Annotated in this window: 11 protein-coding genes; 3 read left to right on the top strand and 8 right to left on the bottom strand. The window is 71.5% G+C overall.

What is annotated here, in order from left to right:
- From ASF35_RS15150 to ASF35_RS15125, 6 genes are read right to left on the bottom strand one after another with little or no spacing between them, the layout of a single operon-like run.
- On the bottom strand, positions 1-987 hold the full coding sequence (locus ASF35_RS15150) for a substrate-binding domain-containing protein (RefSeq protein WP_055969251.1): 987 nt from the start codon (positions 985-987) through the stop codon (positions 1-3).
- Positions 984-2,015, bottom strand: a complete 1,032-nt coding sequence (locus tag ASF35_RS15145) for an ABC transporter permease (protein ID WP_200931783.1) — start codon at positions 2,013-2,015, stop codon at positions 984-986. The genes ASF35_RS15150 and ASF35_RS15145 overlap by 4 nt, the downstream gene beginning before the upstream one ends.
- Complete coding sequence (locus tag ASF35_RS15140; RefSeq protein WP_082495548.1) at positions 2,012-3,502, bottom strand: sugar ABC transporter ATP-binding protein; 1,491 nt, start codon at positions 3,500-3,502, stop codon at positions 2,012-2,014. The genes ASF35_RS15145 and ASF35_RS15140 overlap by 4 nt, the downstream gene beginning before the upstream one ends.
- 8 nt (positions 3,503-3,510) lie before the next feature.
- Positions 3,511-3,915 carry a D-ribose pyranase gene (rbsD, locus tag ASF35_RS15135; protein WP_055969248.1) on the bottom strand — a complete coding sequence of 135 codons (405 nt, stop codon included), beginning with the start codon at positions 3,913-3,915 and terminating at the stop codon, positions 3,511-3,513.
- Positions 3,915-4,874, bottom strand: a complete 960-nt coding sequence (locus ASF35_RS15130) for a ribokinase (RefSeq protein ID WP_055969245.1) — start codon at positions 4,872-4,874, stop codon at positions 3,915-3,917. Before ASF35_RS15130 ends, rbsD begins: the two co-directional genes overlap by 1 nt.
- Positions 4,871-5,884, bottom strand: a complete 1,014-nt coding sequence (locus tag ASF35_RS15125; RefSeq protein ID WP_055969242.1) for a LacI family DNA-binding transcriptional regulator — start codon at positions 5,882-5,884, stop codon at positions 4,871-4,873. Before ASF35_RS15125 ends, ASF35_RS15130 begins: the two co-directional genes overlap by 4 nt.
- Positions 5,885-6,033: 149 nt before the next feature.
- On the opposite strand from ASF35_RS15125, the gene ASF35_RS15120 reads away from it, so the two are divergent.
- Complete coding sequence (locus ASF35_RS15120; protein WP_055969240.1) at positions 6,034-7,113, top strand: adenosine deaminase; 1,080 nt, start codon at positions 6,034-6,036, stop codon at positions 7,111-7,113.
- Positions 7,114-7,270: 157 nt separating this feature from the next.
- Here ASF35_RS15120 and ASF35_RS15115 read toward each other — a convergent pair whose 3' ends face one another.
- Positions 7,271-7,840: a hypothetical protein gene (locus tag ASF35_RS15115; protein ID WP_055969237.1), complete on the bottom strand. Its 570-nt coding sequence runs from the start codon at positions 7,838-7,840 to the stop codon at positions 7,271-7,273.
- A 181-nt stretch (positions 7,841-8,021) separates the two neighbouring features.
- Between ASF35_RS15115 and ASF35_RS15110 the strand changes: the two genes are divergently transcribed.
- On the top strand, positions 8,022-10,292 hold the full coding sequence (locus tag ASF35_RS15110) for a 5'-nucleotidase C-terminal domain-containing protein (RefSeq protein ID WP_055969234.1): 2,271 nt from the start codon (positions 8,022-8,024) through the stop codon (positions 10,290-10,292).
- Positions 10,292-13,057, top strand: coding sequence for an ExeM/NucH family extracellular endonuclease (locus tag ASF35_RS15105; protein ID WP_055969231.1), 2,766 nt, complete (start codon positions 10,292-10,294; stop codon positions 13,055-13,057). Before ASF35_RS15110 ends, ASF35_RS15105 begins: the two co-directional genes overlap by 1 nt.
- Positions 13,058-13,148: 91 nt before the next feature.
- On the opposite strand, the gene ASF35_RS15100 is transcribed toward ASF35_RS15105, so the two are convergent.
- The gene (locus ASF35_RS15100; RefSeq protein WP_055969228.1) at positions 13,149-14,768 is read right to left on the bottom strand and encodes a phospho-sugar mutase; all 1,620 of its coding nucleotides are present in this window, start codon (positions 14,766-14,768) and stop codon (positions 13,149-13,151) included.
- Positions 14,769-14,807 lie beyond the last annotated feature (39 nt).

Here is a 14,807-nt window from a genome sequence, read left to right as displayed (position 1 = left end):
TCAGCCGATGTCCTTGCAGGTGTCGTCGTCGCCCTCGTCGGCGAGGAACGAGCAGAAGTCTGCCACCTGGTCCTTGGTGACCAGACGGCCCTGCAGGACGGTGTCCTTCTCCACGGTCTCACCGTTCGCGACCTTCAGGCTGATGCCGAGCACCTCCTTGCCGAGGACGAACGGCGACTCGGCGTGCGTGGAGTACATGGTGCCGTCCTCGATCGCCTTGAGGGCGTCACCGATGCCGTCGTTGCCGACGACCTTGACCTTGCCCGCGAGGCTGCGCGCCTTGAGGGCGGCGACGACGCCGAGCGCCATCTCGTCGTTCGCGGCGTAGACGCCGTCGATGTCGGAGTTGCCCTGGAGCACGTTGGTCATGACGTCGAGCGCCTTGCCGCGGTCGAAGTCGGCCGACTGCTTGGCCACGACCTCGATGTCGGGGTAGGCCTTGATGCCCTCGTTGAAGCCCTTGCTGCGGTCCTGGGCGACGTTGGTGCCCAGGATGCCCTGGATCTCCACGACCTTGCCCTTCTCGCCGATGGACTCCGCGAGGGACTTCGCGGCCTCCTTGCCGGCCTGCACGGCGTCGTAGCCGATGAAGCTCTCCAGCTCGCCGCTGTCGGGAGCGCGGTCGAAGGCCACGACGGGCACCTCGGCCTTGTTGGCCGCCTCGGTCATCGTGCCGCCGGACTCGCTGCCCACCGGGTCGATGATCAGCACGGACGGCTTCTTGGTGAGCGCCGTGGTGGTGGCGTTCAGCGCGGTCTGGTCGCTGTTGTTGGCGTTCTGGACGTCGAGGTCGACACCGGAGTCCTTCGCGGCCTCCTTGGCGCCGTCGACGACGGACACGAAGAATGGGTTGTTGAGCGTGCTGATGACGAGCGTGGCCTTGACCGACTCCTCGCCGGCGGCGTCGCCGCCTCGCCCGCAGGCTCCGAGCGACGTCGTCAGCGCGAGCGCCGCGGTGAGGGCGGCAGTCTTCTTCCAGGTGTTCACGGGGTTCCTCCAGTGGTGGTGGGTGAGGCGGTGTCCGCGTCGGCGCCCGAGCCAGGCCGTCGGGGACGGACCAGACGCGTGAGCGCCCGGACACGATCGGAGTTGCGATCCAGGAAGATCGCGAGCAGGATCACGAGACCCTTGACGACGCCCTGCAGGAACGGGGAGACGTCGAGCAGGTTGAGGCCGTTGTCGATGACGCCCAGCAGGAGGGCGCCTATGAGCGTGCCGACGAGGGCTCCGCGTCCGCCGGCCAGGCTCGTCCCGCCGATGATGACGGCGGCGATGGCGGCGAGCTCGAGCCCGCTGCCGGCCGTGGGCTGGGCGGTTCCGAGCCGCGCGGCCAGGATGAACCCGGCCGTCGAGGCGAGCAGGCCGCTGATGACGAACGCGAGGATCTTGACGCGGTGCACCTCGATGCCGGCCAGGCGCGCCGCGTCCTCGTTGTCGCCGACGGCGTAGACGTGGCGGCCGTAGCGCGAGCGGGAGAGCAGGAGCCCGAAGACGAGGAACGCGGCGAGCATGATCCACACCGGGTTCGGCACGCCGAGGATGCTCGACTGGCCGATCGCGAGGAACGCGTCGTTGTTGATGGAGACGGGGTTGCCCTGGCTCAGCTGCAGGGTGAGGCCCGCGAGCACCGACATCATCGCGAGGGTGGCGATGAACGACGGCATCCTCAGCTTGGTGACGAGCAGGCCGTTCACGAGGCCCGCCGCGGCGCCGACGCCCCAGCCGGCCAGCAGCCCGACCACGAGTGGCTGGTCCTGCAGGGTGAAGGCGGTGACGATGCTCGAGATGCCGAGCACGGCGCCGACCGAGAGGTCGATCTCGGCGAGGATGATCACGTAGGTCTGGCCGGCGGCGAGCAGGGCCGTGACCGACGCGGCCAGCAGCACGTTCAGCAGGTTGTCGCCGGTGAGGAACAACGGGGTGGCGATGAACAGGATGAGGCCGACGAACAGGAGCATCCAGACCGCCCGCAGCTCTCGGTTCAGGGACGTGAGCCCCGCGGTGATCGTCTTCATGCTGCACTCTCCAATGCGTGCTCGAGCAGCTTCTGCTGGGTGAGGTCGTCGTCGGTGAGCTCGGCCACCACGTGGCCCTGTCGCATCACCAGGAGCCGGTCGGACATGGCGACCAGCTCGGGGAGGTCGGACGAGACGAGCACGACGGCGACTCCGGCCGCGGCCTGCTCGTTGATGATCCGGTAGATCTCGGCCTTGGCGCCGACGTCGACGCCGCGGGTGGGCTCCTCCATCATCAGCACCTTCGGGTGGGTCAGGACCCAGCCGCCGAACAGTGCCTTCTGCTGGTTCCCGCCCGACAGGCTGCCCACGGGAGCCGCGGGCGAGGCGGTGCGGATCGACAGCTGCTCGATGATGCGCGAGGTCTCGGCGCGCTCGCGGCCGCGGTTCACGTAGGGGCCGGTCGTGTAGCGCGAGAGGCTCGCCATCGAGATGTTGTCGGAGACCGACTGCTGCAGGCACAGGCCCTCGGCCTGCCGGTCCGGCGGCACGTAGCCGATCCCGGCGTCGATGGCGGTCTGGGGCGCGGACGGCCGGTAGGCGGCCGAGCCGACGCTCACGGTCTCGGCGTCGGCCGGCACGAGGCCGAACAGGGCCCGCAGCACGCTGCCCTTGCCGCAGCCGAACACGCCGCCGATGCCGAGCACCTCGCCGGCCCGCACGTCGAAGGAGACGTCGGAGAAGTCCGGCCCCGCGAGGTTGCGCACGCTCAGCACGACCTCGTCGCGGGTGTGCGTCTCCTTGGGGTAGAAGTCGTCGATGGTGCGGCCGACCATGGCGGTCACGACGTCGTGCTCGGTGAGCTCGGCGGTGGCCGACTCCAGCGCCACGGCACCGTTGCGGAGCACGACCACGCGCTGCGACAGCCGGAAGACCTCCTCGAGGCGGTGGCTGATGTAGACGATCGCCACCCCGGAGGCGCGCAGCCGCTCGATCTGGGCGAACAGCAGCTCGGACTCGTGCTCGTCGAGCGCGGCCGTCGGCTCGTCCAGGATCAGCAGACGGGCGTCGTGCCCGGCCGTCTTGGCCATCTCGAGCATCTGCATCTGGGCGACGGACAGCCGGTCGACGGTCGTGCTCGGGTCGACGTCGAGCCCGATGAGGTCGAGCAGCTCGCGGGCCTTCGCGGCCATCTTCCGCTTGTTGACGAACAGGCGGCCGAACTCGGCCTGCTCGTCGAGCGTGAACAGGTTCTCGGCCACGGTCAGGTGCGGGAAGATGTTCTGCCGGAACTCCTGGTAGATCACCTGGATGCCGTGGGCCATCGCGTCCTGCGGCCCGCCGAAGGAGACCTCCTCGCCGTCGACCACGATGCGGCCGGCGTCGGGACGGTAGGCGCCCGAGACGATGCGGGTGAGCGTGGACTTGCCGGCGCCGTTCTCGCCGACGAGGGCCAGCACCTCACCGCCCTCGACGGTCAGGTCGATGCCGCGCAGCACCTCGGTCTCGCCGAAGCTCTTGTGGATGTCGTGCAGCTGGATGCGCATGGCCGGCCTCAGTACGCCACGCCGGCGTGCAGGATGACGTTGGCGTAGGGGGTGAACTCCCCCGAGCGCACGGCGGCGCGAGCCTCGTGGCTGCGGGCCTTGAGCTCCACGTGCGGCACCAGCGTGATCGGCACGTCGAGGGCGGCGAACCGCTCCTCGAGCGCGGCCAGCATGTCGGGACTGTGGTCGCGGATCTCCTCGGAGATCGTGGCGCCCTCCACGACCATCTCGTCGAGGACCGTGTCGAGCACGTCGAGGAAGGCCGGCAGGCCGGGGCGCACGGCGAGGTCGACGCGCTCGACGCCGAGCGGGATCGGCAGACCGGCGTCGGTGACCACGACGAGGTCGGTGTGGCCGGTCTCGGAGATCACCCGCGAGAGCTGGCCGTTGAGGGTGGCGGAGTTCTTGCGCATCAGTGGGTCAGCTCCCGGGTCGTGGTGGTGTGCGAGGTGAGGAAGGCGTCGACGTCGGCGCCGGCCGGAAGGCTGGGCGAGGCGCCGCGTCGGGTGACCGCGAGCGCGCCCGCGGCCATGGCGCGGGGGAGTGCGACGTCGAGCGAGAGTCCCGAGGCGAGACCCGCCCCGAGGTAGCCGGCGAACGCGTCGCCGGCTGCGGTCGTGTCGATCGCCTCGACCGCCGTCGCGGGGAAGTGCCGGGCGCCGTCGGCGTCGACGACGACCACGCCCTTGCTCGCGAGCGTGACGACGGCATGGGCGACCCCGCGCTCGACGAACCAGTGGCCGGCGCGCTCGGCGGAGGCGATGTCGGTGACGGGGATGCCGGTGAGGGTGGTGGCCTCGGTCTCGTTGGGCGTCACCACGTCGAGCTCGGCCCACACGGCGTCGTCGAGCGGCGCGGCCGGAGCCGGGTCGAGCATGGCGATCATCCCGGCGGCACGGGCGGCTCGGGTGGCGCGGACCATGACGTCGACGGGGGTCTCGAGCTGGGTGAGGAGCACCGAGGCGCGCCCGGCAGCGGCCTGCACCCCGGCGTCGACGTCGGCGACGCCGAGGTGGGCGTTGGCGAGCGGCACCATGACGATGTCGTTCTCGCCGGAGGCGTCGACGCGGATGTGCGCGACGCCCGTGGGCCCGTCGACGACCCGGACGGCCGACACGTCGACCCCGTAGGACTCCAGACCGCCCCGGGTCAGCTCGGTGAACGCGTCGGTGCCCACGCAGCCGACCATCTGCGTGTCGGCGCCGGCGAGCGCGGCCGCCACGGCCTGGTTGGCGCCCTTGCCGCCGAGGACGAGGGTGAGGTCGTCACCGAGGATCGTCTCGCCGGGACGGGGCAGGCGCTGCGAGAAGGTCGTCACGTCGGCGGTGATGCTGCCGATGACGAGGACGCCGGACGGGGTGGACGGGCTCATGGGGTGGCGACGCTCCTGGGAGGGGTGGAGGTGGAGCCGCGCACGACGAGCTCGACGGGGAGCGTCAGGTGCGCGGTGGGCATCGGCTCGGTGGAGGTGAGCCGTGCGACGAGGAGGCGCGCCGCGGCGGCGCCCTCCTCCACGTCGGGGCGGGACACGACCGTGAGCGGCGGGTCCAGCAGCGTGGCGAGGGGGAGGTCGTCGAAGCCGACGACGGACAGCTCGTCGGGCACGCGGACGCCGAGGTCGCCCAGGGCGACGAGCGCGCCGGCGGTCATGAGGTTGTTGGCGATCACGACGGCGGTCGGGGGAGCGGTGTGCCGCCAGAGCGCCGTCATCTGCTCGCGGCCGCTCTCCTCGCGGAAGTCGCCGTACCGCACGAGCCCGTCCTCGACGGCGATGCCGTGCTCGGCGAGAGCCGCGAGGAACGCCTCGTGGCGCATCCGGCCCGGGGTCGAGTCGAGTCGACCGCTGATCGTGGCGATCCGCGTGTGGCCGAGGTCGACGAGGTGGTCGACGGCCTGCCGGATGCCGGCGGCGTTGTCGACGAGGACGCGGTCGACGTCGGGGCCAGTGGACGTCTCGCGGTCGACGAACACGAGCGGGATGCCGTGCTCGCCGAGCAGGTTCGGGATCTGGTCGTTCTCCGAGAGCGGCGCCATGATGAGGCCGTCGGTCCGCTGCGAGAGCTCGCGCACCAACGCCTCCTCGTGCTCGGCGTCCTCGTCGCTGTTGCCGAGGATGACCTGCAGGCCGTGCGGGCGGACCTCGCGCTCGATGCCCTTGACGAGCCCGGCGAAGAACGGGTTCGCGATGTCGGGGACGATCACGCCGATGGAGTGGTGGCGGCCGGACTTGAGGCTGCGCGCCACCTGGCTCGGTCGGTAGCCCAGCTCGTCGATGGCACGGCGGACGGCCTCCTCGCTGCGGATGCGCTGACCCGCGAGGTAGCGGGTCACCGAGGCGGTGGAGACACCGGCCGCCCGCGCGACGTCCTGGATGTTGGCCATGACCTGTCTTCCGTCGGTGGTTCGTCGAGCTCGGAACCAAACTGTCATCGATAACAGTGTTATCGATGACAGTGACCGTAGTCACAGGATCGGGACGTGTCAAGGGCGTGTTCGCGAGCCCGGTCCGTGGCGCGTGCCACGATGGGTTCGTGACCCTCACCGCCGACCAGATCCGACGCGCGCCCAAGGTGGCGCTGCACGAGCACCTCGACGGGGGCGTCCGCCCCGCCACCGTCGCCGCCATTGCCGAGGAGGTCGGCCACGCGCTCCCCGCACCCGCGGACCAGCTGGGTCTGTGGTTCGCCGACGCGGCCAGCTCGGGCTCGCTGCCGCGCTACCTCGAGACGTTCGAGCACACCGTGGCCGTCATGCAGCGGCCGCAGGACCTGGCCCGTGTGGCCCGCGAGTCCGTCCTAGACCTCGCGGCCGACGGCGTCGTGTACGCCGAGCTGCGCTGGGCGCCCGAGCAGCACCTGCGCGGCGGGATGAGCCTGTCGGAGACCGTCGAGGCCGTCCAGGCCGGCATCGACGAGGGCCGGGCCGAGGCCGCGGCCGAGGGCACGCCGATCGTCGTCGGCCAGCTGCTCACCGCCATGCGGCACGCCCAGCACGGGCTCGAGATCGCCGAGCTGGTCGTCGAGTACCGCGACCGTGGCGTCTGCGGGTTCGACATCGCCGGTGCGGAGGACGGCTTCCCGCCGATCCTGCACCTCGAGGCGTTCGAGTACCTGCGCCGCGAGAACGCGCACTTCACCATCCACGCGGGCGAGGCGTTCGGCCTGCCGTCCATCTGGCAGGCCATCCAGCGCTGTGGCGCCGACCGGCTCGGCCACGGCGTCCGGATCATCGACGACATCGACCTCGCGGCCGAGGGCGGCCCGCGGCTGGGCCGGCTGGCGGCCTACATCCGCGACAAGCGCATCCCGCTCGAGATGTGCCCGTCGTCGAACCTGCAGACGTCGGCGGTGCCCGGCATGCGCTCCATCGCCGACCACCCGATCGGCCTGCTCAAGGAGCTCGGCTTCCGAGTGACGGTCAACTGCGACAACCGGCTCATGAGCGGCACGTCGATGAGCCGCGAGATGCAGCTGCTCGTGGACGCGTTCGGCTACGACGCCGACGACCTGCGCTGGTTCACCGTCAACGCCATGAAGAGCGCCTTCCTCCCCTTCGACGAGCGCCTCGCCCTCATCGACGACGTCATCAAGCCCCGCTACGCCGCGCTCTGACCCATCCCCGCCCCCGCCCCCACCGGCGGCCCGGGGCCGTCAGAGGTAGGTCTCGCACCGAACCACGCCGTCGGAGGTAGGTCTCGCACCTCATCCGGCGGCGATGAGGTGCGACACCTACCTCCGACCTGGCGAGGTCGGACGGTCTCGGCGGTCCTCAGGCGGGGGAGCGGAGCATCCGCCGGGCCTGGCGGGGTGTCATCGGCTCGCAGCCGGCGGCCACGGCCTGCGCGACGACGCGGTCGTCGTCGTTCTTCAGGCGCCAACCACGGCGCACGAGCACCCACGGGCCCTTGCGGCCCTCGCGCAGGTCCCGTGCCAGGCGCAGCGCGAAGGTGACCAGCCGGTGCCGACGTAGGCAGATGGCTGCGTCGAGCAGGCCCGCCTCGCGACAGGCGGACACGACCTGAGGCGCGAACAGGCCCTCGGCGATGAACTGGTCGCCCACCACCAGGTGCTGCGTGCCGGTACGGGCGCTCGAGGCGAGGTCGTAGACGGGCACGTCCGCCTCGCCGCTCGCGCACAGCTCGGCGATGGCACCGACGGCGGCGACGGGGTCCCACGAGCCGGGGTGGTCCCAGTCCGGGATGCCCAGGCTCGACCGCGGCAGGTCGGGGTCGTGGCCCTCGCGGTAGAAGTCGTCGAGGCGCAGCACCGACCACCCCAGCACCTGCCCGAGGTGGGACTTCCCGACACCCGACGGCCCGGCCACGATCACGACGCCCACGAGGGGTGAGCCTACGAGACGCCGACGCAGGCGCCCACACCGCGACTTCACCCATTCGTCACGTGGGGGGCGTTGACGCCACAGGTGGTCGTCGGGTGGAATCGAGGCACGTTCCAGAGCTGGTCCGGGCGCAGTCGTGCCATCGGGGGGCCGACTCGACGACCCGAAGGACCGCTCTCACGTGAAGACACGTCTGCGCCGCGCTGCGGCCGCACCCGCTCTCGCCCTCGGCACCACCCTCGCGCTCGGAGCAGGCGTCATCGCCGCGGCCCCGGCCCAGGCCGCCGACGACGTCACCATCCGGCTGCTCGACATCAACGACTACCACGGTCGTATCGACGCCAACACGGTGAAGTTCGCCGGCACCGTCGAGCAGCTGCGAGCCGAGGCGGGCGAGGCGAACACGCTCTTCATGTCGGCCGGCGACAACATCGGCGCCTCGCTGTTCGCGTCCGCCACGCAGCAGGACGCGCCCACCATCGACGTGCTGAACGCTCTCGACCTGAAGGTCTCGACCGTCGGCAACCACGAGTTCGACCGCGGGTTCGCCGACCTCACCGGCCGGGTCGCCGACCGGGCGGACTTCTCCTACCTGGGCGCCAACGTCGTCTCCAAGGCCACCGGCGAGCCGGCGCTCCCCGCGTACGAGACCTTCGAGGTCGGCGGGCTCGACGTCGCCGTCGTCGGAGCGGTCACCGAGGAGACGCCCTCGCTCGTCTCGCCGTCGGGCATCTCCGACATCGAGTTCACCGACCCGATCGAGGCGGTCAACGACACCGTCGCCGAGCTCGAGGCGTCGGCTACCCCGCCCGACGTCGTGGTCGCGGCGTACCACGAGGGAGCCGGGGCCGGGACGCCCGACGGCGCGACCCTGGAGCAGGAGGTGGCCGCAGGCGGCGCCTTCGCCGACATCGTGCAGAAGACCGACGCCGAGGTCGACGCGATCTTCACCGGCCACACCCACAAGCAGTACGCCTGGCAGGCCCCGGTGCCCGGCGAGGCCGGCAAGACCCGCCCGGTGCTGCAGACCGGCAGCTACGGCGAGTTCATCGGCAGCATCGACCTGACCGTCGACGGCGACACCGGCGACGTCACCAGCACCGCCACCAACGCAGCACGCACCACCACCGACGACGCCACCCTGGTGAGCCGGTTCCCGCGCGTGGCCGAGGTCAAGACCATCGTCGACGCCGCGCTCGCCAACGCCCAGGAGGTCGGCAGCAAGCCCGTCGCCGAGGTAACGGCCGACGTCACCACGGCCTACGCCGGCGGCAACCGGGACGACCGCTCCAGCGAGTCCACCCTCGGCAACCTGGTCGCCGACGCCCAGCTCGCCGGCGTGAAGGACACCCCGGCCGGCGCCGACCTGTCCGTCGTCAACCCCGGCGGCCTGCGCAGCGACCTGCTGTTCAAGGGCACCGGCGGCTCCAACGCCGACGGCGTGGTCACGTTCGCCGAGGCCAACGCGGTGCTGCCCTTCACCAACAACCTCAGCTCGGTCAGCCTCACGGGGGCCCAGCTGACGCAGGTCTTCGAGGAGCAGTGGCAGCGCGACGCCGCGGGCAACGTGCCCTCGCGCCCCTACCTGCAGCTCGGCACCTCGAGCAACGTCGCCTACACCTTCGACCCGACCCGGCCCGAGGGCGAGCGCATCACGTCGCTGCGCGTCGACGGCGAGCAGGTCGGTGCCGACACGACGTACAAGGTCGCGGTGCCGTCGTTCCTGGCCTCCGGCGGTGACAACTTCCGGACCTTCGCCGAGGGCACGGCGGTCGACACCGGACTGCTCGACTACGAGGTCTGGATCGACTACCTGGGCGAGAACAGCCCCGTCGCCCCCAGCTTCGCCCGGCACGCCGTGCAGGTGGAGGGACTTCAGTCCTCCTACGAGGAGGGCGGCACGGTCTCGTTCACGCTGCCGAAGCTCGACCTGACGTCGCTCGGCAGCCCGCAGACCCGCAGCGTCACCGCCACGCTCTACTCCGGCGACACCCCGTACGACCTGGGCGAGTTCCCGGTCAGCGACGGCGCCGTCACCGTCGAGCGCACCCTGCCGGACGGCGTCACGGGCGACGTGCGCGTCGAGGTCGAGGCGACCCCGACGGGGACCACGGCGGTCCTGCCGCCGTTCTCGATCGAGGAGTCCGGCGCCGACGCCAGGCTCGACGTCGTCACCCTTCCCCTCGTCAAGCAGGGCTCGCCGTCGCTGCTGGTGGCCCGCGTCAAGGGCGGCGAGGGACGCCCGACCGGAAGCCTGACGGTCACCGACGCCGCAGGCACGAAGCTCGGGTCGGCCAGGCTGACCCGCAGCGGCGTCGCCGTCCTGCTGCTCGACACCCGACGGCTGCCGGCGGGGTCACAGGTGCTCACGGCTGCCTACAGCGGCGACGACACCTACGCCCCGGTCGAGCGTGACCTGAAGGTCACCGTCGTCGCGAAGAAGAAGCGCTGATGCGCGGCGTGCGCGCCGGCGCCGTCCTGACGGCGGGCGCCGCACTGGTCGCCGGCCTGATGGCCGCCTCGCCGGTCCAGGCCGCACCCGACGGCGACGGTCTGGTCATCGGCGAGGCCTACCTGAACGGTGGCAGCAGCGGGGCCACCTACCTCAACAAGTTCGTCGAGATCGAGAACCCCACCGACGAGCCGATCGACGTGTCCGGCTGGTCGTTGCAGTACCGCTCGTACTCCTCGACCGGCGCGTTCACCGGCGTCATCGCCCTCGGCGACCACCACGTGGAGCCCGGCGGCACGCTGCTGGTCTCGGGCAACGCCAACGCCTCGAACGGCCAGGCGCTGCCCACGCCCGACGTCACGTCGGCGATCGCGTTCTCGGGCAACGCCAACGGCGGCACCCTGGCGCTCGTCCGCTCCACGTCGGCGCTGAGCGGCGACCGAGCGAGCGTGCTCGGCTCCGACCAGCTGGTCGACCTCGTCGGCTACGGCGCGTCCGCCACCTACGAGGGGAGCGGTCCGGCTCCCTCGGGGTACTCGGTCACCTCGTCGTTGCAGCGCACGGACGCGCAGGACACCGACGACAACGCGGCCGACCTGCGCGGCGGTGCGCCGACGCCGCAGGCCTGTGGCACCGACTGCGACGGGAGCGGCACGCCGCCCGAGCCTCCGGTCGACGTCACGATCGCCGAGATCCAGGGCACCGGCTCCGCCAGCCCGCTGGTCGGTCGGACCGTCACCACCAGCGGCGTGGTCACCGCCGCGTACCCGTCGGGCGGCTTCGACGGGCTCTACCTCCAGACCGAGGGCACGGGCGGCACCGCTCCCGCGGACCGGACGGCTTCGGACGGGGTCTTCGTCGCGTCGGCCGCCATGGCGGCCGACGTCGAGATCGGCGACCACGTCGAGGTCACCGGCACGGTGGCCGAGAGCTTCGGGCTCACCCAGGTGTCGCCCGGGGCCGGTGACTGGAAGCAGCTCGCCGACCCGGCCCAGGCCGTGAAGCCCACGCCGCTCACCCTGCCGCTGGGCGAGACGCAGCGCGAGAGCCTGGAGGGCATGCTCGTGGCGCCCGAGGGTCGCTACACGATCACCAACAACTTCGGCACCAACACGTTCGGCGAGATCGGTCTCGCCGCCGGCGACACCGGCTTGCCGCAGCCCACCGACGTCGCCCGCCCGGGATCGGCGGAGTACGACGCCGTCGTGGCCGAGAACGCGCAGCGCCTCATCACCGTCGACGACGGCGCAGGCATCAACTTCACGAGCGGCGGCAAGAACACGCCGGTGCCGTGGCTGCGTCCCAACAACGAGGTGCGCGCCGGTGCCCCGGTCACGTTCACCGGTGACGACCTGGTGCTCGACTACCGGTTCAGCCTGTGGCGGCTCCAGCCCACCCAGCAGCTGACCGCCGACGGCGACGAGCCGATCAGCATCGGCAGCACGCGGGTCGCCGCTCCGAAGGACGTGGGCGGCGACGTCAAGATCGCGTCGTTCAACGTGCTCAACTACTTCACCCTCACCGGGGAGGCGTACGAGAAGTCCGGTGCCGGCACGTGCACCTACTACTCGGACCGCAACGGCAACCGGGTCACCGTCAACTCCTGCACCAACGACGGCCCCCGCGGCGCTGCCGACGACGCGAACCTGCAGCGTCAGCAGGCCAAGATCGTCAACGCCATCGACGCCCTCGGTGCCGACGTCGTCTCGTTGGAGGAGATCGAGAACTCCGCCGCCTTCGGCATGGACCGCGACACCGCGCTGCGTGCCCTCGTGGCGGCGCTCAACGAGAAGGCCGGCCGCGAGGAGTGGGCGGCCGTCGCGTCACCCACCCGGGTTCCCGAGCGCGAGGACGTGATCCGCACGGCGTTCATCCACCGCGTCGGTGTCGTCGAGCCGGTGGGGGAGTCCGTCATCGACGACGACCCCGCGTTCGACAACGCCCGTGACCCGCTGTCGCAGGAGTTCCGGCCCGTCGGCGGCACGGAGCGCGACGACTTCCTGGTGGTCGTGAACCACTTCAAGTCCAAGGGCTCGGGCTCCGGAGAGGACGCCGACACCGGCGACGGCCAGGGTGCGTCGAACGCGTCGCGCGTCCGCCAGGCCACCGCGCTGGTCGCGTTCGCCGACGAGCAGAAGGCCGCGGCCGGCACCGAGACGGTGTTCCTGACCGGCGACTTCAACAGCTACAGCAAGGAGGACCCGATCGCGGTCCTCGAGGACGCCGGCTACGTGAACGTCCCCGCGAAGTACACCGACAAGACCACGTACCAGTTCGGTGGCCTGCTCGGCTCGCTCGACCACGTGTTCGCCTCGCCGGCCGCAGTGGACAAGGTCACCGGTGCCGACGTGTGGGACATCAACGCCGACGAGTCGCTGGGGCGTGAGTACAGCCGCTACGACAACAACGTCACGCGCCTGTACGACACGAGCCCCTACCGCGCCAGCGACCACGACCCGGCGATCGTCGGCTTCACGGCGAAGCAGAAGGAGCCGCAGGTCGGCCCCACGCGCATCGCCGTGACCGGCTACACCGCACCGCCCAAGGTCACGCTCACGGCCACGGTGGCCGGAGGTGACGTGAAGGCCGACGGCGGCGTGCTGCTCGTGCTCGACGGCTGGCGCCCGGTGGGTGTCGCGAAGGTCGTGGGCGGCACGGCCTCGGTGCGGCTCTCCGGGGTCGGCAAGGGCAAGCGGACCCTGACCCTCGTCTACTCCGGCGACCGCCGCGTGAAGCCCGGGGTCACCCTCTACCGCACCCGCTGACCAGGTCCGGAGCCCCACATCGGTGGATCGTCAACCGCAGCAGTGCCCCTGCGGTTGAGGATCCACCGATGGGTGGGGTCGGGCGGGTGGATCAGGCGAGGCCGAGAGCGACGGCGAGGTCCGACTTGACGGCCTCGAGCGTGGCCGACGCCTCCTCGCGGGCGACCTCGACCGAGTCGGTGACCGGCACGACCACCTCGACGTAGCACTTGAGCTTCGGCTCGGTGCCCGAGGGACGGCAGATGATGCGCGCGGCGTCGCCGAGGCCCAGGCGGATGCCGTCGGTGGGGGGCAGGCCGGCGTACCCGTCGGCCAGGTCGTCGACGGACGTCACCTCGAGCCCGGCGAGCAGCCGGGGCGGGGTGCTGCGCAGCGTGCTCATGGCCGTCGCGATGATCGACAGGTCCTCCACGCGCACCGAGAGCTGGCCCGTGGCGTGCAGCCCGTGCTCGCGGTACAGGTCGTCGAGCAGGTCGAGCAGCGTCCGGCCCTCGGCCTTCAGCTCGGCGGCGAGCTCGAGCACCGCGAGGATCGCCGAGACGCCGTCCTTGTCTCGGGCCACGTGCGGGGCGACGCTGTAGCCCAGCGCCTCCTCGTAGCCGAACACGAGGTCGTCGATCTTGCCCAGCCACTTGAAGCCCGTGAGCGTCTGCTGCCAGCGGCGGTCGTGCGCGGCAGCCTGGCGGCCGAGCATGTCCGACGACACGATCGACGACCCGTACGTGCCCACCGCGCCACGCCGTAGCAGCAGCTCGGCGAGCAGCACGCCCGTCTGGTCGCCGGTGAGCATGCGGAACCCCTCGCCGTCGCGGACGCCGACGGCGCAGCGGTCGGCGTCGGGGTCGTTGGCCACGATCACGTCGGCCTGCACCTCCGACGCGAGCTTGAGCGCCAGGTCCATGGCGCCGGGCTCCTCGGGGTTCGGGAACGCGACGGTGGGGAAGTCGGGGTCGGGGTCGCCCTGCTCGCGGACCACGTGGAGCGGTGCGAAGCCGGCACGGCGCACGACCTCGACCAGCGTGTTCCGGCCGACGCCGTGCATCGGGGTGTAGACGGCCACCACGTCGCGCGGCCCGTCGTGCGCGAGGTCGACGACGGCCTGCACGTACGCCTCGGCCACCTCGGGGCCCACCGTCGTGTAGTCGTCGCTGCGCGGGAGCTCGTCGACCCGCCCGACGGCGTCGATGAGGGCGGAGATGTCGGTGTCGGCGGGAGGAACGATCTGGCTGGAGTCGCCGAGGTAGACCTTGTAGCCGTTGTCCTGGGGCGGGTTGTGCGAGGCCGTGACCATGACACCCGCCGAGCAGCCGAGGTGCAGGATCGCGTGGGCCAGCACGGGGGTCGGCAAGTGGGTGGGCAGCAGGTAGGCCCGCACACCCGCCGCGTGCATGATCTCGGCGGTGTCGCGGGCGAACACGTCGGAGTTGTGGCGGGCGTCGTAGCCGACGACGACCGACGGGTCGTCGGGTGTCTCGCGCAGCAGGTAGGCCGCGAGACCCGCCGCCGCCTTGGCCACGATGACCCGGTTCATCCGGTTCGGTCCTCCACCGAGTGCGCCGCGCAGCCCGGCCGTACCGAACTGCAGCCGCTCGTCGAAGCGGTCGTGCAGCGCGTCCAGGTCGTCGGCGTCGACGAGAGCCTGCAGCTCGGCACGGGTGACCGGGTCAGGATCCTGGTCGATCCAGTCGAGGGCGAGGTCGACGACGGGCATGGTGCCTCCTGGCGGGCGGTGCTGGTGGGAGCGGTGCAG

Origin of the sequence: Aeromicrobium sp. Leaf291 (assembly GCF_001423365.1) — a bacterium.
Lineage (GTDB): Bacteria > Actinomycetota > Actinomycetes > Propionibacteriales > Nocardioidaceae > Aeromicrobium.
This window is presented reverse-complemented; position numbering and strand designations above follow the sequence as displayed.

Coding starts and splice junctions, on each gene's coding strand:
- ASF35_RS15125 (WP_055969242.1), bottom strand. CDS start 5,884: ATGGCCAACATCCAGGACGTCGCGCGGGCGGCCGGTGTCTCCACCGCC.
- ASF35_RS15100 (WP_055969228.1), bottom strand. CDS start 14,768: ATGCCCGTCGTCGACCTCGCCCTCGACTGGATCGACCAGGATCCTGAC.
- rbsD (WP_055969248.1), bottom strand. CDS start 3,915: ATGCGCAAGAACTCCGCCACCCTCAACGGCCAGCTCTCGCGGGTGATC.
- ASF35_RS15130 (WP_055969245.1), bottom strand. CDS start 4,874: ATGAGCCCGTCCACCCCGTCCGGCGTCCTCGTCATCGGCAGCATCACC.
- ASF35_RS15105 (WP_055969231.1), top strand. CDS start 10,292: ATGCGCGGCGTGCGCGCCGGCGCCGTCCTGACGGCGGGCGCCGCACTG.
- ASF35_RS15145 (WP_200931783.1), bottom strand. CDS start 2,015: ATGAAGACGATCACCGCGGGGCTCACGTCCCTGAACCGAGAGCTGCGG.
- ASF35_RS15140 (WP_082495548.1), bottom strand. CDS start 3,502: ATGCGCATCCAGCTGCACGACATCCACAAGAGCTTCGGCGAGACCGAG.